Raw genomic sequence first — 21,657 nt, 5'->3', positions numbered from 1 at the left:
CAGCAAAAAGGGATTTTTTTTACGTGATTCAAAGCCTCGTCCTGGTCGTTTGGCTCGCGCTGTGCGCTGTGCAAGATATCCGTCTACGTCAGGTCTCCAACCGTTTGACCCTCGGCGCAGCCTTGCTGGCGTTGGTTTACCTGTTCTGGAGCGGTACGACCTGGCTCGGTGCGCCGGCTGTCGAGGGCGGTGTGGCCTTTGTCCTGGCGTTGTTGTTCACCCTGCCGGGTTACGCGCTGGGCCGCCTGGGCGCCGGTGACGTGAAGCTGATCGTGGCATTGGGGCTGGCAACCGACTACCTCTACGTACTGGGCACTTTTATCGGCGCCGGCCTCGCGAGCGCAGCCTGGCTGTTGCTGGCGCCCAGGGTGTGGCCGCTGATGAATCAAGGGCTTAGGAATACCTTGCAGTACCTTGATCCGGCACATTCGGCCAGGCAGCCGTTCGTGCCGTTTTTACTGATCGGTTTTTGCCTGTCCTGGTTTTGGATCCCATTAGTCGCCACGTAGGGTATCGCTATGTACATAGTAGGAAAGTACGTCTACGTTTATGGGTAAGTTGCATAGGAAAAATGGTCGGAATGGATACATCGGTCCTTTTGCTTGCCAGGCATGGAGTAGCGCGTGAACAAGCTTACCTCTCAAGTGAAAGTGCTCGTGGTGGACGATCAGCCTTTGATCGTGGAAGAGCTTTGCGAATTTCTTGAAAGCAACGGTTACCGTTGCGTCCCTTGCGCATCCAGCCAGGAAGCCATCGAGCGTTTTCGCGACGATGCCGAGATCGGCCTGGTGCTGTGCGATCTGCATATGCCCGAGATGGATGGCATCGAACTGGTCCAGGCCCTGCAACACCTGGCCGGCAAGCAACGGGTCTTTGAGGCCATCATGCTGACCGGGCGTGCAGACAAGCAGGACGTGATCAAGGCCTTGCGCGCCGGGATTGCGGATTACTACCAGAAGCCGATCAATTTGGGCGAGCTGCTCGAAGGGTTGCAACGCCAGGTGGTCGCGCTGCAGGACCGGCAGAAAGATCTCGACCTGGGGCACCTGAACCAGAAGCTGCAGTTTCTCTCGGCGTCCATCGATGACCTTTATCATGACCTCGACAAGGTGCGCAGCAGTCCGCAATCCGGCCTGTCGACTGAAGCCGAGGGTGAAGTCAGCGACACTGACCGGGTTGAAATACCGGCGATCTTCAATCAGTTGTCGCCCCGCCAACTGGATGTCGCAAGGCTGGTAGGCAAGGGCCAGACCAACTACCAGATTGCCTGTGAACTGGGCATCACTGAAAACACCGTGAAACTCTACGTGTCCCAAGTGCTGCGCCTGACCCATATGCACAACCGAACCCAGTTGGCGCTGGCGTTATCGCCGAACAATTCTGCGGCGCGCCAGCGCGTCACTGCGCATTAGTTGTTGCTGCCTGGGGTGTTGCCGCCCAGTTTCTGGTCGTAGTACTCAGGAATAGGGTATTTGTAACTGTCCAGCAGGCGTTGCATGGCCTGGTCGCGTTCAGCGGGCGTGGCCTTTTGCCGGATGGGAGATGCGCGTTCGCCACTGACCTGCAGTTGCAGCCAGCCTTCGGTCTGTTTTTGCTGTGGCGAAGAAGGCCCCGGCTCAATAGCCAGCACCGTCAGCGGCAGGCTGGCGAACAGCAGCGTGGCGAGCAGTGTGAATTTCATCGTGTGTACTCCCTTCAGAGACCTATTTGACCGGCGCTTGCAGCACGTCGCCTACGGTTGCGACCTGATCTTTTGGCGCTGTCGTCGGTGAGACGGGCGCCTTGAGTTGTTGCGCCCGGGCCTGGGCTTGCGTCACTTGTTCCGGGCTCAGGCCCATGCGGCTGGCCACTAGTGCGGCTTGTTCCCAGTTGTCCTGGTAAATCATCAGCGTCACGAGGTTGAGCGCGGCCAGTTGGTCGCTCTGCTTGAGTTCCATCGCCGTGAGGAATTCGAAGCGCGCGTCTTCCAGGCGCCGTTGATTGAGGTACACCACGCCCAGGTCGTTGCGGATTTTCTCATCGGTGGGCGACATCCTGGCCGCGCGTTGCAAGTGCGCCATGGCCTGGCCGTTGTCTCCCCTGGCCGCTGCCAGCTGGCCGAGCCCGTGCTCGCCTTCGGCAGCCATGCAGGTGCCGAGCAGGCTGCGGTACAACGGTTCGGCTTCGCTGCGGCCCAGCAGGCGGTACACCTTGGCCTGGCGCTGGCGCACCTGGGGCAGGTTGTCCGGCAGGTTTTGCAGGTTGGCCAGGCTGGCGTGCAGCTTGCCCTCGTTGGCCATGTCGTCGGCCAGGTTCAGCGATAACTCCTGATCGGAGTTGGGCTTGGCACAACTGCCCTGCGCGCTGAAACCCGCCCACGGCAGTTGCCCGTTACTGGCGCAACCACTTAACAACAACAGGCTGCAGGCGACCATCAATGTCTTCATTGCATGTCCTCTCAAGGCACGAAGGCTTTGGCGATGGCGATAAAGCCAGGGCCGGCCAATACGATCAGTAATGCGGGAAACAGGAACAGCATCATCACCACGGACATTTTGGCGGACATCTTGGAAATGTATTCCTGCAGGCGGGTCAGGCGCCGGTCATCCAGCAACTGCTTGAGCGATTGCAGCGACTTCATCGCCCCGCCGCCCTGATGCAGAAGCTGCTGGAGGATCAGGCACGTGTCGCTGAGTTCATCGACGTCCAGCATCTGGCTGGCCTTGTTCAATTCCTCCCCCAACTCCAGCCCGGAATCGACGCGTGCCAGCACCAGGCGCAGTTCGGCGGTCAGTACCGGCAGCAACTTTTGCGCGTCGTAGGCCATGACCCGCAGCGCCTGCTCCACGGCCATGCCTGACTCAAACAGAATGCGCACCAGGGGGATGAAGGTCGCTACTTCCCGGGAGATTTTCCCCTGGCGCCTTTTGGCGAGTGCCACCAGTATTCGCTTGGGCAGCAGGTAGCCGATGATCAGGCCCAGCAGGGAGATCACAAACTCATGCTCGGTGCCGGGAAAGAACAGCTCCAGTGTCATCGCGGTCAGCCCCAGCAAAACTATCGGTGAACCGATCTGGCAAGCGGCGAACATCGAGCGTTGGCTGGTTTTTCTCCAGCCCATGCGGTTGAGCAGGATTTGGGTTTCGTTATCGAGGCTGATGGTGCGCTGGCCGATCCGGGTGCTGCCCAACTGGTGCAACCACTCACTCATTTTGTCATTGCGGCTTGGCTCGCCCTGCAGCCGCTGGGCGACCACGCGTTGTTGACGACGACTGCTCAGGATATTCGCCAGCAGCAGTGATAATGCGGCAAGAAACAATACGGCACTGATCAGTATCGCCATCTCAGATACTCCGCAACATGCGCCACAGCGCCACGCATCCGATGACTTGCAAGGCGAACGCACCGAGCATCAGGCGTTGGCCGCTGTGGTCATCCCACATGGCCATCAGGTACGTCGGATTAACGAGCAGGAAGTAGCCCGCGACACTCACCGGCAGTACCGCCAGCACCAGCGCGGTCACCCGGGTTTCACCGGTCATGGCGCGTAATTGCCGTGCGCCCTGGTCGCGCTCGCGGATCATCTTGATCAGGTTTTCCAGCAGCTCACTGGCGTTGCCGCCGTAGCGGTGGTTGACCTTGAGGCCCAGGGCAAACAGGCGCAATTCATCCTGTTCATAAAACTCGGCATAGTCATGAGCGGCCTCCGGCAGGCTGACACCCAATTGCACATTGCGCTTGATACGGCCCATGGACTTTTTCAACGGGTCGTCACTGGCATCGATTCCGCTCAGGATGGCGTCCGCCAGGGTGCGTCCGGATTTCAGGCTGCGTACGGCGTGATCGAGCAATTGCGGGAGTTGTTCGATCATCCGGCGCAGCCGCCGCTGGTAGCGTACGGCGATGTACAGGCGCAGTGCCAAGGGCGGTGCCGCCACCATCACAAACAAGCCTATCCACTGGCCCACGAGCCCCCCCAGCAGGGCGCCAAAGGCCCACAGGGTCAGCCACAGGCCGAGGCGCTCGGTTGGCCGGCCGAGGCCTGCACGGATAAACGTGCGTTCCAGGCTGGTGGTCACCGCGTTGTCTTTCATGGCCTGGGGTTGCCCTTCGGCCAGGCGTTCCAATACCCGGTCGGTCTGGGCCTTGCGCAAACCGTTGCGCATCAGGCTTATCCCCAGCACCAGAAGGGCCACGGCGAGCAGGGCGAGCAGAATCGGACCGATCATCGGGTTGCCTCCTACACCGGCAGGTGACCTTCGTGACGCAACTTGTCACCGGCCGGGTTGACCGCTTCGCGCAGGAAGCCAAAGCCGGTGCGCTTGTCGTGGCGAAACAGGGTGTTGGTGACGTACACGTCTTCGCGGATGCCCACCACTTCCACCACTTCGCTGACACAGCGGCGGCCATCGGGCAGGCGCGTCAGCTGGATCACCACATCCAGCGCCGCGCAGATCATTTGCCGCAGGGTTTTTTCCGCGACGACCCGGCCGGTCAGGCCCACCAGGGTTTCCAGGCGCAGCAAGGCGTCCTGGGCGTTGTTGGCGTGCACGGTACTCATCGAGCCGTCGTGGCCGGTGTTCATGGCGGTCAACACATCGATGACTTCCACGCCCCGGATCTCGCCGAGGATGATGCGGTCGGGGCGCATCCGCAGGGCGTTGCGGATCAAGTCACTGGCCTTCACTTCCCCATGCCCCTCGGCATTGGGCGGGCGGGTTTCCAGGCGCACAACGTGGGGATGGCCCAGTTGCAACTCGGCCACGTCTTCGATGGTGACCAGGCGCTCGCGGGGGTTGATCAACTGGCTGAGAATGTTCAGCAGTGTGGTTTTACCGGTGCCGGTACCACCGCTGATCAGGATGTTGCAGCGCTTGCCGACGGCTTCCTTGAAAAAGTCGAAAATGGCCTGGTCGATGGTTTGCATGGCCACCAGGTCGCTGCTTTTAAGCATGTCCTTGCGAAACTTTCGAATCGACAGGCACGGCCCGTCCAGGGCAATCGGCGGAATGATCGCATTGACCCGGCTGCCATCGGGCAGGCGCGCATCGACCATCGGTGACGACTCATCCAGCCGGCGTCCCAGGGGCGCGAGGATGCGCTGCATGACCCGCTCGACATGGTGGTCGTCAATGAAGCGCAAGTCACTTTGTTGCAGCAGGCCATCGCGTTCGACGAATACCCGGTGCGGGCCGTTGACCAGGATCTCGGTGACGGTCGGGTCGCGCAGCAGCACTTCCAGCGGGCCGAAACCGGTCAGCTCATCGACGATCTCTTCGGCCAGGCGCTCCATCTCATAGCGGGAAATCGCCAGGTGCATACGTGTGATGTATTCGGCCACCTTGTCGATCACAAACTGCGCCAGGGACTGGCGTGTGCCTTCCAGCAGATTTTTTCCCGAATCCTCGATGGCATCGATGATGTAGCGATGCAGCACCAGCTTCAGGCCGTCGTGATCAGTGTTGCCGACGTTGCCGCGCGGGGCGACGCCAAACAGCTTCTCGCCGTTCATTTGGTCCTCAGAAGGCGGTTGAGCCAATTGGTGGAGGGTTTTTCCAGGCCCTCGGAGCGTTTTGCCAGGCGCTCACCCAAGCCGCGCAACGTCTGTGTCAGGGCTTCCCGTGGGGCCAGGGAGAACAGGGTCTGGGCCTGGTTCTTGGCACTCAGGCGCACTTCCGGGCTCCAGGGCAGGACGGCGATTACCTCCAGCCCGAAGCTATTGCCCAGTGCCTCCGAGTCCGGGGCGGCCCCCTTTAGGTAGCGGTCTACCAGCAGGCGGGCATGGTCGAGTTTCATGCCTTTTTCCCGCCACAGGTTGAGTACGGCCAGGTTGCGGCGGCAGTCCGGCACACTTTGGTCGGTGCACCACAGCAGTTTGTCGCAATGGCTGACAAAGGTGCGCAAGGCTTCGCTGTCGGGTTGGCCGGTCAGGTTCACCACGATGTGCTGGAAGTGCTGGCGCAGGGCGCTGAGCAACATGTACAGCTCGGCCGCGCTGGTCCGTTCCAGGGGCTCGTCGTTGTTGTGGTAGGCGAGGATGCGCAGACCGGCTTCGGCGGTGGTGAAGGCGCTGTTGATCAGGGTTGAGTCCAGGCGCCGCAAGTGACGCAGGGCGTCGCCGAAATGAAAAGAACTCTCCAGCCCCAGCAGTGCGAGGCTGTCAGCGAGTGGCAGGCCCAGGTCGAGCAACAGCGTTTGCTGCCCGCTTTTTTGCACCACCAGCGCCAGGTGGCTGGCGATCAGCGCGCCGTCGGCATTGCCTTGGGTGCCGTAGAGCACGGTCAGCCCGCCTAGATGGGTATTCGGGGTGACCGCCGGCAAGCGTTTGCTCAGGCGCCGAACCAGGCCGGCAACCTCACTGGAGCGCGAGCCGTAGGCCACGAAATCCCGTGCGCCGGCGCGCATCGCGTTCAGTACAAGCTGGTTGTCCATGCCATCGCCCAAGGCCACGATGGCAAGCATCGGCTTGGCTTCCAGGGCACCTTCGATCAGGGCGCACTGGGTGGTGACGTGTTCCCGGTCCAGGCCGATGAACACCAGGTTGGCGAACGTCACGTCTACCAGTGCCAACAGTTCGTCGAGGCTGCCGGCACCGGCGCTGACCACTTGCCCCAGGGGCGCGAGCGCGCCCTGAAGCCATTCCAGATCCGTGGTGTTGCGGGTAATTGCCAAAAAGGTCTGGCTCAGGCTCTCACTCATTCGGACAGTCCACTGCGGCGGTCGAAATTGCCGTTTTCGAGGAAATACAGGCGGTACCAGTTAGGGTCGTAATTGCGCAGCTTTTCCCCTGGCAACGAAGGCAGTTGGGCGTTGGCCGCCAAGGGCTGCACGAGGTGCGGGGTGACGATCATCAGCAGCTCTTTTTCCTGGCGATTGATGCTGGAGTCGCGAAAGAATGCACCGAGGATCGGGATGTCACCCAGGCCCGGGAATTTGCTGACGCTGGAGGTGTTGTTGGTGCTGATCAGGCCGCTGATCACAAAGCTTTCGCCGTCGGCCAGGGAGATGCTGGTGTCGGTGCGCCGGATGGTCAGGGCCGGCACGGAGATACCCTGGATGTTGACCGCGTTGGTGTAGTCCAGCTCACTGACCTCTGGCGCGACCTTCAGGGAAATTCGCCCATGGTCGATGACGGTCGGGGTCAGGGTCAGGCGAATACCGAACTCTTTGTATTCGATGGAGATGGTGTTGCTGCCGCTGCTGGGTACCGGGATCGGTACTTCACCACCGGCGAGGAAGGTCGCACTTTGGCCACTGAGCGCCACCAGGCTCGGCCGGGCCAGGGTGTAGGCAAAGCCGCTGCTTTCCAGGGCGTTGATCATGGCCGAGACACGGCCGCCGCCAAAGCCGATGTTGAAGGTGTCGTTGTTCACCGGGAGCCCACGGAATCCTGTGGCCGCCGCGTTGGCAACATTGTTCGGGGCGCCGAACAGAAAGTTGCCGCCCCGGCCAAAGATCGAGGTACTGGCCTCCTTGAGTTTGGTGCGGCTCACTTCCACAAAGCGGATGTCGGTTTGCACCTGGCTGGGCAGGGTCGGGTCATCGGACGGCGACAGGGCCAGGCTGGTCAGGGCCGACGTGGCCTTGCCCTTGACGAACACCATGCTTTGGCGCGGGCTGCTGGAGCAGGCCGTCCAGACCATCAGGCTGGTGGTGCCCGAGGCGATGCCGGTGAGCAGGAACGCCTGGTTGCCGTTGACCTGCACATCGGCCACTTTCGGATCGCCAATGGCCAGCCGCGTAATCGGCACCGGCGACTGGATAGCCTGTTGAGCGCCTTCACCCACCTCCAGCACTGCCGGCAGCTGGCCCAGGCCCGTGCAGTTGCCGGGTGCTGCCAGTGCAACGCCGACAGGCAGGCTCAGGGTGAGAAGTGCCCAGAAAATTCGCGAAAAAGACCACACGAAACGACTGCTCATTCAAGGCATCCTTAGCTCTTTCAGGGCGTTTGTTGGGTAACCTGATTGCCACGTATTACTTCGACGCCTGAACGCCTTGGCGCACCATTGCCGGCGGGACTCAGGCCGTTGACCGGCGCTGTACTGAAGGCCAGCTGGTTGAACTGGTAGAGCTCGCGCCGGGTGTTTTCCAGGTGGGTCGCGGACTCCGTTTCACCGGCCCAGTATTGGCTCAGCAGTTGTTCGTCGGCACTGCGTACAGCCAGGCGCAGTACGCCGGACTGGGCTGCGAGCATCAGCCGGCTCAGGAGCTCCTCCGGTACGGCGAGGAGTACCGTGCGCGCGCTGGCGCGACTCTGCTGCGCCTTGAGTTTTTCGTCGGGGGTGGTCGGTGGCACGGAGCCGGGCGTGCCGTCGTTGGTCAGCCCCAGTTGATCGCCGACGCCCAGCAGGCGCAAGGCGGGCACCACGATTTGTGCGGACTGCTGCGGGTTGCTGGCTTCCTGGCGCAGGAAGAGCAGGACGTCCACATAGTCCCCCGGGGAGAGTTGCCCGCTGGCGCCGATCACTTCATCCACGGCGACGGCAAGCGCGCGTTCGTTAGGGCGGATCATTCGCGCCACGGTGCCGCCGGAGTTGAAGCTCTCCTCGGTCAGCCAGGTCCCGGCCGACAGCGGCCGCCACGGGATCTTGCCCACGGCCTGGTCGAGGCTGGTGAGGCTGCCGGCGGGAACCGTGCGCAGTTTTTCCAGGGTCAGGTCGGCGGCGGTGAGCGCAACAAACGGTGCAACGTCATGGGCCAGCACCACCACGGGTTGGCGTGTCTGGTCTTCGGCGACGGGTTGCACGACTTCAGGCGTTTGGGGCACGGGCGGTGCGACAGGGGCAGGGCGGCTGAGTACCAGGCCCCAGTAGCCTGCAATCAGTGCACCTACCAACAGCAGCCCGGCGAGGATCAAGCTAATCCGACTGTTCATGAAGGCTCTCCCTTTCCTGCTGCATCCACTGCTGTTCCCACTAATGCTTGCGTATCCAATCGCTTCAAGCTTCTAACTATTTCGCTATTTGAAGGTAGTTCAGCTAAGACAAAACGCCATTACCGGGCGAAAAATATCTCCAGAAACCTCTGCGAAAGTTGGATTTTTGGCGTCAGCCGGCCGACTAATACTTTGTGATTAATCAGTTCTTACAGTTGTTGGTCTGGGGTTTGTTGACAATGCTCTAGTGGCACACCGAAATCATTTTTGTGATGCCGCGATACCAGCGCCGTGGGCGCAAAGGAGAAGTCATTATGTTCCTTGATCTTATTCGCATGGGTTTCATCAAAGTCCAGATTTTTTTCTATTCCAAAGAGGGCGCATCGGGTATCGAATACGCACTGGTTGCGGCGATGGTCGCTGTGGCGCTGGCTGCTTTTATTACACCTATCCGGACGGCCATAACCGGCGTCTTCAACTCGATACAAGGCGCCATTCATACCTGACCCAGGTACTCGCGCAAACACGTGCAGGTTCCGCCGAATGACCTATTGCGTATCAGGCATTTCAACATGAACTCCTCTTCGGCTCCCCGGCAACAAATCCTTTTGGTGGATGACGAAGAGGACGCCCTCATTGAACTGGCCGAGTCGCTGGAGAATGAAGGCTTTGTCTGTTTTACCGCGACCTCGGTCACCTTTGCTTTGCAAGAGCTGACCCTGCACCCCGATATCGCACTGGTGATTACCGACCTGCGCATGCCCGAGGAAAGTGGTATTTCCTTGATCAAGCGTCTGCGCGAACACACCGCCCGCCAGCACTTGCCGGTGATCGTCATGTCCGGCCACGCCGAGATGGATGATGTCAGTGACATGCTGCGCCTGCAGGTGCTGGACCTGTTCCGCAAGCCGATCTATCTGGTGCGCTTGATCGACACCCTCAACAACCTCTTCCCCATCCCCAAGATCAGATTGATGTAGGAGCGAGCTTGTGTGGGAGCGGGCTTGCTCGCGAAAAACGTCAACGATAACGAGGGCAGTCTGGTTCCCCGCGTTGTCTGGACGTTCTTCGCGAGCAAGCTCGCTCCCACAGGGTTCAGAGTTGGTAGCTGAAACTCAGCGTATACCGTGGCCGCCGATTGAAGCTGTCCAGGGCGATATCCGACATTGGCTTGGCCGCTTCCAGCGCGATGTTGTAGTACTTGTTATCCCCGAAGCGCAGGCCCACCGCCGCTGACGACATGTTGTTGCCCTTGACCGGCAGTTCGTTGAACCAGGTCTTGGCCTTGTCGAGCACCACGTACGGCTGCAGGATTTTTACCCACTCACCGCTGCGGTTGAAGCTGTAGTTGACCTCATACGCCACGCCCCAGCCCTTGTCGCCCGAGCCCTGGTCATCCGGGTAACCACGCCCGAAACTCTGCCCGCCGAACGTCGCGCGTTCGCTGTCGGGCAGGGTGTCGTTGCTCCAGTAGAAGGCACCCGATGCCACGCCTTGCCAGTGGTCGAAGAACTTGTTGCTTTGTACCCCCGACAGACGCAGGCGGAAGAATTCCAGGTCCGGCTGCGTGCCTTCGATATCGCTGTGGGTACGTGCACCCAGGCCGTTGATTCCCTGGTAGAGCCCGGCGCTGAGAATCCGCAGTTGGCGGTCGTCGGACTTGCGCCAGTCGCCCTCGAACGCGAGGGCTCGCAGGTCGGTTTCCACGTCGAAGCGCAGCGGGTAGCCCACGAGTTGATAGCGGGTAGTTTGGTCCACGGCGTAAAGGCGCGTGCCGAGGGTCAATGACTCGGTGGGGGAGGCGATCAAGGGGTGGGACAGGCCGATGGAGTAGCGGTCAATCGCCTGGTGCGGCTTGAGTTCAAAGCCACCGTCCAGTTGCACATTGCTGTTGGGGTCGGCTCGATAACGTTCTGCGTTGAGCACCAACTGGCTGCCTTCGGCATTGATGAACTGGCTGTAGCCCAGGCGGTAGTAATGCTCGTCGTCCTTGCCTGGCGGGAACAGGCCGCTGAGGCTCAGTTGCTCGCCCATCGAGGTCTGGGAGTTACTGGTGGCAGCCAGCAGCGCCTGCGTGCCGCTACGGTTGTCTTCGTCCAGGCTCATGCTGGTGGTGAATGGCTTGCGGCTGGCCTGGATCTGCATGTGCGTGCCGCCATCGGTGGTGCCCGGTGGCGGTACTTGTGCCTGCAGTGTCACACCCGGGATACGCCCCATCAGCGTGGTGTAGCGCTCGAAGGTCTTGCGGGTCAGCGGGCGTTCACCCAGCAGCTTGGCCGCCAGCTTGTCGACGTAGGCCGAGACTGAACCGATGTCGCCCTTCAGGTTGTAATCCTTGATGTAACCCTCCACCAGCACCACATGCACCAGGCCGTTTTCGAAGCGCTGGTCGGGCAGGTAGGCGTAGGACAACAGGTAGCCGTCCTGCTGGTAGCGGCGGGTGATGCCGCGGGTGGCTTCGATCAGTTGGGCGAGGGTGGTTTCGTGGCCAATCAACGGCTCGAAAACCTTGGCCACGTCCTGGAGCGGGTAGATAGTTCCCCCGTCGATTTGCAGCTTGCGGATGGTCACTTTGGTGTCCATCAACAACGGTTGGTTCTGGGTGGCGGCCGGCTCGGGCAACTGGGTCTGTGGCGTGACCGGGCGATAGGCGTCGGCGGGGAGGTTGGGCACCGGCAGGTTGCGAATAGTGTCGTTGCTGTTGAGGAAACTGGGCAGTGTCTCGGCGTGGACACTGGCGGCAATCAGGGTGAGTAGAAACAAAGGCGTCAAGGCGCGCATAGGACACTCCATGGTCAAACTGCAGCAGCGTTTCGCGGATTCCCGCCGGGCTCTGGGGCGCGTTTCGGGAGGGCCTTTCACTGGCCAATAAAAAAGACGAGAGACTCATTGGAATCTCTCGTCTCAACCAAGCGTAGGCGCTGGAGGGGAGGCCGTCTAATGGCCAGGTGCAATTCTATTTTTTGCCGGTCAGCCCGCCGAGCAAGCCGCCCAGGCCACCACCGGTGTTTGCGTTTGCAGTGCCTCCGGCGGAGGCGCTGGCTCCCACGTTCAAGCCGCCGAGCAGGCCGCCACCGCTACTGCTGGTACCTCCGGTGACCAAGCCACCCACCGAGCCGACAGTATTACCCACTGCATTCAGGGTACCGCCTACGGCGTTGGTGATCGGGTTGGCATTGGCTGCCGTCAGGTTGGTGCCCAGACCGCTGACTGCGCCGCCGACTTGGGTCACCAGGCCGTTCACCGGTGCGCCGATACCCGTGCTGGTACCGATGTTTTGGGTCAGCCCGGCAACGCCCGTAGTCACTGGGTTCAGTGCGGCGCCGACATTGGTCGCCAGCCCCGCGACCGGAGCCGTGGCGCCGGTGTTGGCTACGCCGTTGCCGCCAATCAGGGTGCCGAGGGACGCGACGGTGTTGCCCACGGCACCCCCGGTTACGCCCGCAGCACTGACAGTGCCATTGGTGTTGCCGATGTTCAGGCCGTTGCCGACGTTGGCGACGAGGCCACCGACCAGCTCAGGCAGACCCGATTGCGGGGTCGTGGTTGCCGGATTGACGTAGCCACTCGATTTATCAAGGGTGGTGCCGACGCCAGTCAACACGCCACCGACGAGTGTCCCGACTGGGTTGCCTGCACCGCCGGCACTTGCCACCTGGCCACCCAGGCCGGTGACAGTGGCGCCCACTTTATCGATCAAGCCACCCACCGGATTGCCCAGGCCTGTCTTATTGCCCAGGTTACCCGTGGTGTTTTCCACCAGAGAGACGACGGGTACCAGTACGCTTTTACCCACCGTATTGGTCAAGCCGCCCAGTGGCCCGGTGGTGCTGGCCGTGCTCAAGGTGTCGCCAAGCATGGTCACGGTTTGGCCGACTTTATCGACCAGGCCACCTGCCGCGCCGCCTACACCGCCGGTCAAGCCTCCGACCACGGGAATGCCGCCCAACGTAGTGCCCAGGGACTTGCCGGTGTTGGACACGCCGGTACCCAGGTCGGCCACGCCATCGGCCACACCGGCAACGGTGGTGCCCAAGGCGTTGCTATTGGTGCCCAGGGTGCCCAGGCCGTTAGTCAGGCCGCTGCCGATGCTGTTGACGGCAGTGCCCGTTGCGGTGACTAACCCGCCAGCGGTAGTACCGACAATTGGCACAGTGGTCAGGGTCGTACCCAGGTCGCCCACCGCGGTGCCGACATTACCGACGACACCGCCTACAGCGCCCACTACCTGGCCGGTGACCAGAGGAGTGGTCGAACCTGTGCCACCGCCAGTGCCGCCGCCGGTGCCACCACCTGTGCCGCCGCCGGTGCCGCCGCCGGTGCCGCCACCAGTGCCACCGCCAGTACCTCCGCCGGTGCCGCCACCAGTGCCACCGCCAGTACCTCCGCCGGTTCCACCACCTGTGCCGCCACCAGTACCTCCATCTGTGCCGCCACCGGTGCCACCACCGGTGCCACCGCCAGTGCCGCCACCCGTTCCGCCGCCAGTACCACTGCCACTGCCAGCATCCGGAGATGACGCCGCGACGCTACTGTGATGACCACCACCACCGCTGCTGCAGCCTCCGAGGCTAACTGCCAGAATCAGGGCCAGCGCGGTACTTGCTTTCCACAACACGACTTGAGTTTTCATGATTGAGTTCCTTGCACCAGGTACAGCCTTTGCTGTTATCGAAGTTCGCTGTTTCTAAAGACAGCGATACATTCGTCCGTTGTGGCTATAACAGACCCGGGTGCGTTATCTCGCAATGCTCAACTTGGTATTAACGATTTATATACAGATAGAGTTAGTCTGCTTAGCGACTAATACCAAGGGTGTAGTGGGGGAGGGTGTAGACGTTGCGAGGTGTTTAAAATCATGGGGTTAATAAAGATGGCGGGCTATCGATAGCCCGCTATAACTTAGGGTGTATATATACAATTTATCAGGAGATTGGCCGCCAACGCCCCGTCATGTGTTCAATATCCCCGGCGCCCTTTAGTTGTAACTCGCCACTGGAGCCGGCGGCACTTGTCAATAAGGTTACTTCACTGGGTAAGCGCACCGGCTTTTTAAACTCGACGTCTATTTCGATATTGGCCGCAGGCAAATGTTCGCTCAGTGCGGCCAGTGTGCGTGCCGTGTTCCATAACCCATGGGCGATGGCCTGGGGGAAGCCAAACAACTTGGCAGTGAGGGCACTCAGGTGAATCGGATTGTAGTCGCCGGACACCCGGGCGTAGCGGCGGCCAACATCGGCGGGGGCTTTCCAACGGGTCAGCTCGCTTACGTTAGTGGAGGCTTGCAGGGTGTTGTCCGCCGCAGCGCCATCGAGTTTCACCCCACGACAGAGCATTCGGCTTTCGGCTTCCCACAGCAGCCCCAGTGAATCTTCGACCGTGGTCACAATATCGAATGTCGCGCCCTTGGCATGGGGCTGCAAATTCTGCGCGTAAACGCCGACCGTCAAGTCACTCACACCGCCCAACGAGCGCAGGATGCGGATCCGGTTGCTCAGGTGGATCAATCCCAGCAGCGGGAAAGGAAACGCCTTGTCGGTGAGCAATTGCATCTGCAGGCCGAATGCCAGGATATGCGGATAGGTGGCCGGCAAGACCGGGCTGTCGGCAAACCCGCAGACCTTGCGATAGGCCGCGACTTCCCTGGGGTTCACACTGACCCGGCAGCGCAACCCTTGCTCGGGCAGCCTGGTGCCGGTGATCTTGCGCTTGAGTGCCGCGCGCCAATACAGCGGCGGCAGGAACGGGGTGCTGCCTAATGTGTGCCACTCCATGCTTACGCTCCCAATAGACTTTGCCCACACACCCGCAACGCTTGCCCGCTCACCGCGCCCGAGCCCGGCTGGCCGAGCCAGGCCACCGCCTCGGCGACGTCCTGGGGCAAGCCGCCCTGGCCCAGCGAACTCATGCGGCGCCCGGCCTCACGCAGGGCGAAGGGAATGTGTGCGGTCATCTGGGTTTCGATAAAGCCTGGGGCCACGGCATTGATGCTGATCCCGCGCTCACCGAGCAACGGCGCCCAGGCCTGGGCCAGGCCAATCAGCCCGGCCTTGCTCGCGGCGTAGTTGGTTTGCCCGCGGTTGCCGGCGATGCCGCTGATGGATGCCAGCAGCACCACGCGACCGTTGTCGTGCAGGGTGCCGCTGTCCAGCAGCGCCTTGGTCAGCACTTGCGGCGCGTTGAGATTGACCGCCAAGACTGCGTCCCAATATTCCGGCGTCATGTTGGCCAGGGTTTTATCGCGGGTGATGCCGGCGTTGTGCACCACGATGTCGATGCCGTCCGGCAGGTGTTCGATCAGTTGGGTGGCGGCGTCTTCGGCGCAGATATCCAGGGCGATGCTGCGGGCGCCCAGGCGCGCGGCCAGGGCATCGAGGTCGGCCTTGGCTTGTGGCACGTCCAGCAGGATCACCTCGGCACCGTCGCGGGCCAGGGTTTCGGCGATCGAGGCACCGATGCCGCGGGCGGCGCCGGTCACCAGGGCCTTGTGCCCGGCGAGCGGGCGCGTCCAGTCCGCGACCTGAGTCGCGCAAGGGTTCAGGCGAATGACCTGGCCGGAGATATAGGCACTTTTCGGCGAGAGGAAGAACCGCAACGCACCCTCCAATTGATCCTCGGCCCCGTCGCCCACGTACAGCAATTGCAGGACGCCGCCGCTGCGCAGCTCTTTGGCCAGCGACCGGCTGAAGCCTTCAAGGGCCCGTTGGGCACTGGCGGCAAACGGGTCGCCGAGGCTTTCCGGGGCGCGGCCAAGTATCACCAGGTGCGCGCTGTGATCGAGATTTTTCATCAGCGGCTGAAAGAATTCCCGCAGCTGTTTGAGTTGATCGGTGTGCTGCAGTTGGCTGGCGTCAAATACCACGGCCTTGAGCTTGGGCCCGTGGCCGGGAATCCAGGTGGTTGCCGTCGACGGTTCGGTGCCGTAGCTATAGATAGCGTCGGTCAGCTTGTTGGCGAACGGCAGGATTTTTGTCGCCAGCGGGCCGCCGCCGATCAGCAGTGCACCCTCCACCGGGCGCAGACGTCCGGCCTGCCAGCGTTCCAGGCGTACCGGTGACGGCAGGCCAATGGCGGCGACCAGGCGATGGCCGAGGCTGGAGTTGGCGAAGTCGATATAACGGTCAGACATGGAACGCTCTCCGAGTGCTGGGGTTCAAACGGTGGACCATCAATAGGTGAAAGTCGTTCGATTGAGCCTAGGCTAGGCTCAGAGATTCACCCCATAACCTCAAGGGAGCTTTCCATGACTCAATTGCGCCGTGTAGCGATCATTGGCGGTAACCGCATCCCCTTCGCCCGCTCCAACGGCCCTTACGCCACGGCGAGCAACCAGGCGATGTTGACCGCCGCCCTCGAAGGCCTGATCGAGCGCTACAACCTGCACGGCCTGCGTATTGGCGAGGTGGCCGCCGGGGCGGTGCTCAAGCATTCCCGCGACTTCAACCTGACCCGCGAGTGCGTGCTGGGCTCGCGCCTGTCGCCGCAAACCCCGGCCTACGATATTCAGCAGGCCTGTGGCACGGGGCTGGAAGCCGCGTTGCTGGTGGCGAACAAGATTGCGCTGGGGCAAATCGAAAGCGGGATTGCCGGCGGCGTCGACACCACGTCCGACGCGCCTATCGGGGTGAATGAGGGCCTGCGCAAAATCCTGCTGCAAGCCAATCGCAGCAAATCCATGGCGGATAAACTTAAAGTCTTGTTACAACTTCGTCCCCATCACCTCAAGCCGGAGCTGCCGCGCAACGGCGAGCCACGCACCGGGTTGTCCATGGGCCAGCATTGCGAGTTGATGGCGCAGACCTGGCAGATCCCCCGCGCCGAGCAGGATCAGTTGGCGCTGGAAAGCCACCAGAAAATGGCCGCGTCCTACGCCGAAGGCTGGCAAAACGATTTGCTCACGCCCTTTCTTGGCCTGACCCGCGACAACAACCTGCGCCCCGACCTGACCCTGGAAAAACTCGCCAGCCTCAAGCCCGCCTTCGAGCGCAGTGAAAAGGGCACCCTCACCGCCGGTAACTCGACGCCGCTGACCGATGGCGCCTCGTTGGTGCTGCTGGGCAGTGAAGCCTGGGCCAAGGAGCGCGGCTTGCCGATTCTCGCCTACCTGCGCGATGGCGAAGCGGCGGCGGTGGATTTCGTCAACGGCGCCGAAGGCCTGCTGATGGCGCCGGTGTACGCCGTGCCTCGCCTGCTGGCGAGGAATGGCCTGACCCTGCAGGACTTCGATTACTACGAGATTCACGAAGCCTTCGCTGCCCAAGTGTTATGCACGCTGAAAGCCTGGGAGGATCCGGAATACTGCAAGACCCGCCTGGGGCTGGATGCACCGCTGGGCTCTATCGACCGCCGCCGCTTGAACGTCAAGGGCAGCTCATTGGCCGCCGGCCATCCGTTTGCTGCCACGGGTGGGCGTATCGTCGCCAACCTAGCCAAGCTGCTGGACGCAGCCGGCAAGGGCCGGGGCCTGATCTCGATCTGCGCCGCCGGGGGCCAGGGCGTCACCGCGATTATTGAGCGCTGATCTCGGCTATGATCGGGCCGCCGGTCAATTTGGCATATTGGATGCATTCTTAAGCGGTCAAAGGTCGGTACCCTCTCCCCGCGGCGAGAGGATTGCCGTATAACGAGTGCCATACGCGTGTTTGGTAATAAAGGACCCACAATAAAAGCTGATGAAGACTCCTAAACGCATTGAACCCCTGATCGAGGACGGTCTGGTCGACGAGGTGCTGCGCCCACTCATGAGTGGTAAAGAAGCAGCTGTTTACGTGGTGCGCTGCGGCAACGAGTTACGTTGCGCCAAGGTCTACAAGGAGGCGAATAAACGAAGTTTTCGTCAGGCGTCCGAATACCAGGAAGGCCGCAAGGTCCGCAACAGCCGTCAGGCCCGGGCCATGGCCAAGGGCTCCAAGTTCGGCAAGAAAGAAACCGAAGACGCCTGGCAGAACGCTGAGGTAGCGGCGCTGTTTCGCCTGGCCGGTGCGGGTGTTCGCGTGCCCAAGCCGTACGACTTCCTCGAAGGCGTGCTGCTGATGGAGCTGGTGGCCGATGAATACGGCGACGCGGCGCCACGTTTGAACGACGTGACGCTGGAGCCGGACCAGGCCCGCGAATACCACGCCTTCCTGATTACCCAGATCGTGCTGATGTTGTGTACCGGCCTGGTGCACGGTGACCTTTCCGAGTTCAACGTGCTGCTGACGCCGACGGGCCCGGTGATCATCGACCTGCCTCAGGCGGTGGATGCAGCGGGCAACAACCACGCGTTCAGCATGCTGGAACGGGATGTGGGCAACATGGCTTCCTACTTCGGGCGCTTTGCCCCGGAATTGAAGAAGACCAAGTACGCCAAGGAGATGTGGGCGCTGTATGAAGCCGGCACTCTGCACCCGGCCAGTGTGTTGACCGGCGAGTTCGACGAACCGGAAGAGCTGGCTGACGTGGGCGGTGTTATCCGCGAGATCGAAGCGGCGCGGCTCGATGAAGAGCGTCGCCAGGCGATTCGCGCGGCAGACGATGCGCCACCGAGCAAGGCGTCGGAAGAGCCGCCACCGCCGCCCTGGATGCAGTGATCCAACGGCGAGTGGATATCCAAATGTGGGAGCGGGCTTGCTCGCGAAAGCGCTGGTTCAGTCAACTGATGTATTGACTGACACTCCGCATTCGCGAGCAAGCCCGCTCCCACATTAGGTTCCGTGCATGCCTGGTTAAACTTGCTCAGGTGCAACAACTGCCCGACGCCAACTCCTTGAGAATCGGGCAATCCGGCCGATGGTCGCCCTGGCAGTGTTCCACCAGGTCCTGCAACGTATCGCGCAATTGCCCCAACTCGCGGATCTTCTGGTTCAGCTCATCGATATGCTTGCGGGCCAGCGCCTTCAGGTCGGCACTCGCACGGCCCCGGTCCTGCCAGAGGGTCAGCAACTCGTGCGGCAGACGATGCGCCACCGAGCAAAGCGTCGGAAGAACCGCCACCGCCGCCCTGGATGCAGTGATCCAACGGCGAGTGGATATCCAAATGTGGGAGCGGGCTTGCTCGCGAAAGCGCTGGTTCAGTCAACTGATGTATTGACTGACACTCCGCATTCGCGAGCAAGCCCGCTCCCACATTAGGTTCCGTGCATGCCTGGTTAAACTTGCTCAGGTGCAACAACTGCCCGACGCCAACTCCTTGAGAATCGGGCAATCCGGCCGATGATCGCCCTGGCAGTGTTCCACCAGGTCTTGCAACGTATCGCGCAACTGCCCCAGCTCGAGGATCTTCTGGTTCAGCTCATCGATATGCTGGCGGGCCAGCGCCTTGACGTCGGCACTCGCGCGTCCCCGGTCCTGCCACAGCGTCAGCAACTTGCCGACCTCTTCCAGGGAAAACCCCAGGTCCCGCGAGCGCTTGATAAACGCCAGGGTGTGCAAGTCATCGGCGCCATAAATGCGGTAGCCGCTGTCGGTGCGATGGGCGGCTTTCAACAAGCCGATGGATTCGTAGTAACGAATCATCTTCGCGCTCAGGCCGCTTTGGCGTGCTGCTTGGCCGATGTTCATGGACGCTCGTCCTCCAGGTCCTTGGGTTTCCAGGTTTTCAACAGCAGTGCGTTGCTCACCACGCTGACACTGGACAGGGCCATGGCCGCGCCAGCCATCACCGGGTTGAGCAGGCCGAACGCCGCCAGCGGAATGCCGATCAAGTTATACACAAAGGCCCAGAACAGATTCTGTCGAATTTTCGCATAGGTCTTGCGGCTGATTTCCAGGGCTGCCGGCACCAGCCGTGGATCGCCGCGCATCAGGGTAATACCTGCCGCGTGCATCGCCACGTCGGTACCGCCGCCCATGGCGATGCCGATGTCGACCGCGGCCAGGGCCGGTGCGTCGTTGATGCCGTCGCCGACCATTGCCACCACGCCGGTCTTTTTCAGCTCGGCGACGGTAGCCGCCTTGTCCGCAGGCAACACCTCGGCGTGCACGTCATCGATGCCCAGGGCTTCGGCGACCACGCGGGCGCTGCCACGGTTATCGCCGGTCAGCAGGTGGCTGCTGATATGCCGAGCCTTGAGTGCCTGTATCGCCTGCAGGGCGCCCGGTTTAAGCGTGTCACCGAAGGCAAACAAACCCAGCACGCGGGGCTGCGGGCCTTGCTCGATCAGCCAGGACAAGGTGCGGCCTTCGGCCTCCCACGCACTGGCCGAGTCGGCGAGATCACCGGTGCTCAAGCCGGTTTCTTCCAGCAGGCGACGGTTGCCCAGCGCCAGTTGCCGGCCATCTAGGGTGCCTGCAATGCCACGCCCGGTAAGGGACTGGCTGGCGCTGACATCCGCGACGTTCAAACCTTGTTCGGCACAGGCATCCAGCACCGCCTTGGCCAATGGGTGTTCACTGCCGCGCTGCAGCGCGCCGGCCTGTTGCAGGAGCGCCCCTTGATTGCCGTCAATGGCGGCCAGGTGCGCAATTTTTGGTGCGCCGGAGGTCAGGGTGCCGGTCTTGTCGAACACCACGGCGCTGACTTCATGGGCGCGCTCCAGAGCTTCGGCGTCCTTGATCAGGATGCCGTGGCGGGCGGCAACGCCGGTACCGGCCATGATGGCGGTAGGTGTGGCCAGGCCAAGGGCGCAAGGGCAGGCGATCACCAATACGGTCACCGCATTGATCAGCGCGACTTCCAGCGGTGCGCCATACAGCCACCAGCCGACCAGCGTGGCCAAGGCCAGCACCAGCACCACCGGCACGAACACCTGGCTGACTTTATCCACCAGTTTCTGGATCGGTGCCTTGGCGGCCTGGGCGTCCTCCACCAGGCGGATGATCCGCGCCAGCACGCTTTCCGCGCCGAGGGCCAGGGTACGCACCAGCAGCCGGCCTTCGCCGTTGATGGCGCCGCCGGTGACTGCGTCGCCAGGCTGCTTCGGCACCGGCAGGCTTTCACCGCTGATCAAGGCTTCGTCGGCGTGACTTTGGCCTTCGACCACTTCGCCGTCCACCGGGAAGCGTTCGCCGGGTTTGACCAGCACCAGGTCATTCAGCTTGAGGGCGGTGATGGCGACGTCCTGCTCGCGGCCGTCGATCACCTGAATCGCCCGTTCCGGACGCAAGGCTTCCAGAGCGCGGATGGCACTGGCGGTCTGGCGCTTGGCGCGGCTTTCCAAATATTTGCCCAGCAGCACCAGGGCGATCACCACCGCCGAGGCTTCGAAATACAGGTGGGGCATTGTGCCGGCGGACGCCGTGAGCCATTCATAGATACTCAGGCCGTAACCGGCGCTGGTGCCGATGGCGACCAGCAGGTCCATATTGCCCGCTCCGGCGCGCACGGCTTTCCAGGCCGCGATATAGAAGCGCGCACCGAAGATGAATTGCACCGGGGTGGCCAGGGCAAATTGCACCCAGGCCGGGAGCATCCAGTGCAGCCCGAACGGTTGCACCAGCATCGGCAGCACCAACGGCGCGGCGAGCAGGATTGCCAGCAGCAGCGACCAGCGTTCATGGCTCAGGCGTTGTTCCTGGCTGGCCTGGGTGGCGGTTTCGCTTTGGGGCAGGGTGGCGGTGTAGCCGGCCTTGTCGACGGCGGCGATCAGGACGCCGGGGTCCATCTGGCCGAGCACTTCAATGTGTGCGCGTTCGTTGGCCAGGTTGACGCTGACACTTTGCACCCCGGGCACTTTGCCCAGTGCCCGTTCAACCCGCCCGGCGCAGCTGGCGCAGGTCATGCCGCTGATCGGCAGGTCGAAGGTGGTGGATCCGTTCATGGGCAGTACTCCAGGAGAGATTGCCCCTAGGATCAACCTTGACCTGTGGGGAAGGTCAAGGCG

20 protein-coding genes and 1 pseudogene are annotated in these 21,657 nt (G+C 62.0%); 6 read left to right on the top strand and 15 right to left on the bottom strand.

From position 1 onward, the window contains the following. Window positions 1-23: 23 nt before the first annotated feature. Window positions 24-509 (top strand): prepilin peptidase, encoded by a 486-nt coding sequence (locus HX801_RS18035; RefSeq protein ID WP_177022463.1) that lies wholly within the window; start codon window positions 24-26, stop codon window positions 507-509. Between the two features lie 114 nt (window positions 510-623). Beyond that, window positions 624-1,412 (top strand): response regulator transcription factor, encoded by a 789-nt coding sequence (locus tag HX801_RS18030; protein WP_003212915.1) that lies wholly within the window; start codon window positions 624-626, stop codon window positions 1,410-1,412. Here the strand turns inward: HX801_RS18030 and HX801_RS18025 are convergent. The 8 genes from HX801_RS18025 to cpaB are packed head-to-tail and all read right to left on the bottom strand — an operon-like array spanning window position 1,409 to window position 8,854. Beyond that, on the bottom strand, window positions 1,409-1,681 hold the full coding sequence (locus HX801_RS18025) for a DUF3613 domain-containing protein (RefSeq protein ID WP_177008343.1): 273 nt from the start codon (window positions 1,679-1,681) through the stop codon (window positions 1,409-1,411). The genes HX801_RS18030 and HX801_RS18025 overlap by 4 nt on opposite strands. A 22-nt stretch (window positions 1,682-1,703) precedes the next feature. Next, window positions 1,704-2,426 (bottom strand): tetratricopeptide repeat protein, encoded by a 723-nt coding sequence (locus HX801_RS18020; protein ID WP_177022462.1) that lies wholly within the window; start codon window positions 2,424-2,426, stop codon window positions 1,704-1,706. An 11-nt stretch (window positions 2,427-2,437) separates the two neighbouring features. Then, window positions 2,438-3,322, bottom strand: a complete 885-nt coding sequence (locus HX801_RS18015) for a type II secretion system F family protein (protein ID WP_087693099.1) — start codon at window positions 3,320-3,322, stop codon at window positions 2,438-2,440. A gap of 1 nt (window position 3,323) precedes the next feature. Further along, complete coding sequence (locus tag HX801_RS18010; protein ID WP_177022461.1) at window positions 3,324-4,208, bottom strand: type II secretion system F family protein; 885 nt, start codon at window positions 4,206-4,208, stop codon at window positions 3,324-3,326. 11 nt (window positions 4,209-4,219) lie between these two features. Next, complete coding sequence (locus HX801_RS18005; RefSeq protein WP_008438997.1) at window positions 4,220-5,491, bottom strand: CpaF family protein; 1,272 nt, start codon at window positions 5,489-5,491, stop codon at window positions 4,220-4,222. Continuing rightward, window positions 5,488-6,678: a pilus assembly protein CpaE gene (locus tag HX801_RS18000; RefSeq protein WP_008438996.1), complete on the bottom strand. Its 1,191-nt coding sequence runs from the start codon at window positions 6,676-6,678 to the stop codon at window positions 5,488-5,490. Before HX801_RS18000 ends, HX801_RS18005 begins: the two co-directional genes overlap by 4 nt. Next, window positions 6,675-7,898 carry a type II and III secretion system protein family protein gene (locus HX801_RS17995; protein ID WP_008438995.1) on the bottom strand — a complete coding sequence of 408 codons (1,224 nt, stop codon included), beginning with the start codon at window positions 7,896-7,898 and terminating at the stop codon, window positions 6,675-6,677. The genes HX801_RS18000 and HX801_RS17995 overlap by 4 nt, the downstream gene beginning before the upstream one ends. Window positions 7,899-7,918: 20 nt before the next feature. Continuing rightward, window positions 7,919-8,854, bottom strand: a complete 936-nt coding sequence (cpaB, locus tag HX801_RS17990; RefSeq protein ID WP_087693096.1) for a Flp pilus assembly protein CpaB — start codon at window positions 8,852-8,854, stop codon at window positions 7,919-7,921. Window positions 8,855-9,168: 314 nt separating this feature from the next. Here cpaB and HX801_RS17985 point away from each other — a divergent pair, with 314 nt between their 5' ends. Continuing rightward, window positions 9,169-9,360: a Flp family type IVb pilin gene (locus HX801_RS17985; RefSeq protein WP_177022460.1), complete on the top strand. Its 192-nt coding sequence runs from the start codon at window positions 9,169-9,171 to the stop codon at window positions 9,358-9,360. 66 nt (window positions 9,361-9,426) lie between these two features. Then, window positions 9,427-9,834 carry a response regulator gene (locus tag HX801_RS17980; RefSeq protein WP_003212897.1) on the top strand — a complete coding sequence of 136 codons (408 nt, stop codon included), beginning with the start codon at window positions 9,427-9,429 and terminating at the stop codon, window positions 9,832-9,834. A 115-nt stretch (window positions 9,835-9,949) separates the two neighbouring features. Here HX801_RS17980 and HX801_RS17975 read toward each other — a convergent pair whose 3' ends face one another. From HX801_RS17975 to HX801_RS17960, 4 genes are all read right to left on the bottom strand, one after another. Further along, on the bottom strand, window positions 9,950-11,635 hold the full coding sequence (locus HX801_RS17975) for a ShlB/FhaC/HecB family hemolysin secretion/activation protein (RefSeq protein ID WP_177022459.1): 1,686 nt from the start codon (window positions 11,633-11,635) through the stop codon (window positions 9,950-9,952). 175 nt (window positions 11,636-11,810) lie between these two features. Beyond that, window positions 11,811-13,487, bottom strand: a complete 1,677-nt coding sequence (locus tag HX801_RS17970) for a collagen-like triple helix repeat-containing protein (RefSeq protein ID WP_177022458.1) — start codon at window positions 13,485-13,487, stop codon at window positions 11,811-11,813. A gap of 292 nt (window positions 13,488-13,779) precedes the next feature. After that, window positions 13,780-14,628, bottom strand: a complete 849-nt coding sequence (locus HX801_RS17965; RefSeq protein ID WP_177022457.1) for a MaoC/PaaZ C-terminal domain-containing protein — start codon at window positions 14,626-14,628, stop codon at window positions 13,780-13,782. A gap of 2 nt (window positions 14,629-14,630) precedes the next feature. Then, a complete protein-coding gene (locus HX801_RS17960) occupies window positions 14,631-15,983 on the bottom strand; it encodes a 3-oxoacyl-ACP reductase (RefSeq protein ID WP_177008349.1) in 1,353 nt (450 codons plus the stop codon). Window positions 15,984-16,097: 114 nt separating this feature from the next. Here HX801_RS17960 and HX801_RS17955 point away from each other — a divergent pair, with 114 nt between their 5' ends. Continuing rightward, window positions 16,098-17,375: an acetyl-CoA C-acetyltransferase gene (locus tag HX801_RS17955; protein ID WP_177022456.1), complete on the top strand. Its 1,278-nt coding sequence runs from the start codon at window positions 16,098-16,100 to the stop codon at window positions 17,373-17,375. Window positions 17,376-17,526: 151 nt separating this feature from the next. After that, complete coding sequence (locus HX801_RS17950; RefSeq protein WP_008438985.1) at window positions 17,527-18,426, top strand: PA4780 family RIO1-like protein kinase; 900 nt, start codon at window positions 17,527-17,529, stop codon at window positions 18,424-18,426. Between the two features lie 145 nt (window positions 18,427-18,571). Here the strand turns inward: HX801_RS17950 and HX801_RS17945 are convergent. The 3 genes and pseudogenes from HX801_RS17945 to HX801_RS17935 form a co-directional block, all read right to left on the bottom strand. After that, window positions 18,572-18,781, bottom strand: a pseudogene (locus tag HX801_RS17945) (MerR family DNA-binding protein); the annotation flags it as partial. A gap of 213 nt (window positions 18,782-18,994) precedes the next feature. Continuing rightward, window positions 18,995-19,396: a Cu(I)-responsive transcriptional regulator gene (gene cueR / locus HX801_RS17940; protein WP_008430758.1), complete on the bottom strand. Its 402-nt coding sequence runs from the start codon at window positions 19,394-19,396 to the stop codon at window positions 18,995-18,997. Continuing rightward, window positions 19,393-21,594, bottom strand: a complete 2,202-nt coding sequence (locus tag HX801_RS17935) for a cation-translocating P-type ATPase (protein WP_177022455.1) — start codon at window positions 21,592-21,594, stop codon at window positions 19,393-19,395. Before HX801_RS17935 ends, cueR begins: the two co-directional genes overlap by 4 nt. Window positions 21,595-21,657: the final 63 nt, after the last annotated feature.

The sequence above is a fragment of the Pseudomonas sp. G1002 genome, assembly GCF_013385455.1.
Taxonomy (GTDB): Bacteria; Pseudomonadota; Gammaproteobacteria; order Pseudomonadales; family Pseudomonadaceae; genus Aquipseudomonas.
The sequence above is the reverse complement of the archived record's forward strand: the minus strand, read 5'-3'. Positions and strand labels throughout refer to the sequence as shown.

Bases quoted from the DNA above. Each gene is read 5' to 3' on its own strand.
- HX801_RS18025 (WP_177008343.1), bottom strand. From the start codon at position 1,681: ATGAAATTCACACTGCTCGCCACGCTGCTGTTCGCCAGCCTGCCGCTG.
- HX801_RS18020 (WP_177022462.1), bottom strand. From the start codon at position 2,426: ATGAAGACATTGATGGTCGCCTGCAGCCTGTTGTTGTTAAGTGGTTGC.
- HX801_RS18015 (WP_087693099.1), bottom strand. From the start codon at position 3,322: ATGGCGATACTGATCAGTGCCGTATTGTTTCTTGCCGCATTATCACTG.
- HX801_RS18010 (WP_177022461.1), bottom strand. From the start codon at position 4,208: ATGATCGGTCCGATTCTGCTCGCCCTGCTCGCCGTGGCCCTTCTGGTG.
- HX801_RS18005 (WP_008438997.1), bottom strand. From the start codon at position 5,491: ATGAACGGCGAGAAGCTGTTTGGCGTCGCCCCGCGCGGCAACGTCGGC.
- HX801_RS18000 (WP_008438996.1), bottom strand. From the start codon at position 6,678: ATGAGTGAGAGCCTGAGCCAGACCTTTTTGGCAATTACCCGCAACACC.
- HX801_RS17995 (WP_008438995.1), bottom strand. From the start codon at position 7,898: ATGAGCAGTCGTTTCGTGTGGTCTTTTTCGCGAATTTTCTGGGCACTT.
- cpaB (WP_087693096.1), bottom strand. From the start codon at position 8,854: ATGAACAGTCGGATTAGCTTGATCCTCGCCGGGCTGCTGTTGGTAGGT.
- HX801_RS17985 (WP_177022460.1), top strand. From the start codon at position 9,169: ATGTTCCTTGATCTTATTCGCATGGGTTTCATCAAAGTCCAGATTTTT.
- HX801_RS17980 (WP_003212897.1), top strand. From the start codon at position 9,427: ATGAACTCCTCTTCGGCTCCCCGGCAACAAATCCTTTTGGTGGATGAC.
- HX801_RS17975 (WP_177022459.1), bottom strand. From the start codon at position 11,635: ATGCGCGCCTTGACGCCTTTGTTTCTACTCACCCTGATTGCCGCCAGT.
- HX801_RS17970 (WP_177022458.1), bottom strand. From the start codon at position 13,487: ATGAAAACTCAAGTCGTGTTGTGGAAAGCAAGTACCGCGCTGGCCCTG.
- HX801_RS17965 (WP_177022457.1), bottom strand. From the start codon at position 14,628: ATGGAGTGGCACACATTAGGCAGCACCCCGTTCCTGCCGCCGCTGTAT.
- HX801_RS17960 (WP_177008349.1), bottom strand. From the start codon at position 15,983: ATGTCTGACCGTTATATCGACTTCGCCAACTCCAGCCTCGGCCATCGC.
- HX801_RS17955 (WP_177022456.1), top strand. From the start codon at position 16,098: ATGACTCAATTGCGCCGTGTAGCGATCATTGGCGGTAACCGCATCCCC.
- HX801_RS17950 (WP_008438985.1), top strand. From the start codon at position 17,527: ATGAAGACTCCTAAACGCATTGAACCCCTGATCGAGGACGGTCTGGTC.
- cueR (WP_008430758.1), bottom strand. From the start codon at position 19,396: ATGAACATCGGCCAAGCAGCACGCCAAAGCGGCCTGAGCGCGAAGATG.
- HX801_RS17935 (WP_177022455.1), bottom strand. From the start codon at position 21,594: ATGAACGGATCCACCACCTTCGACCTGCCGATCAGCGGCATGACCTGC.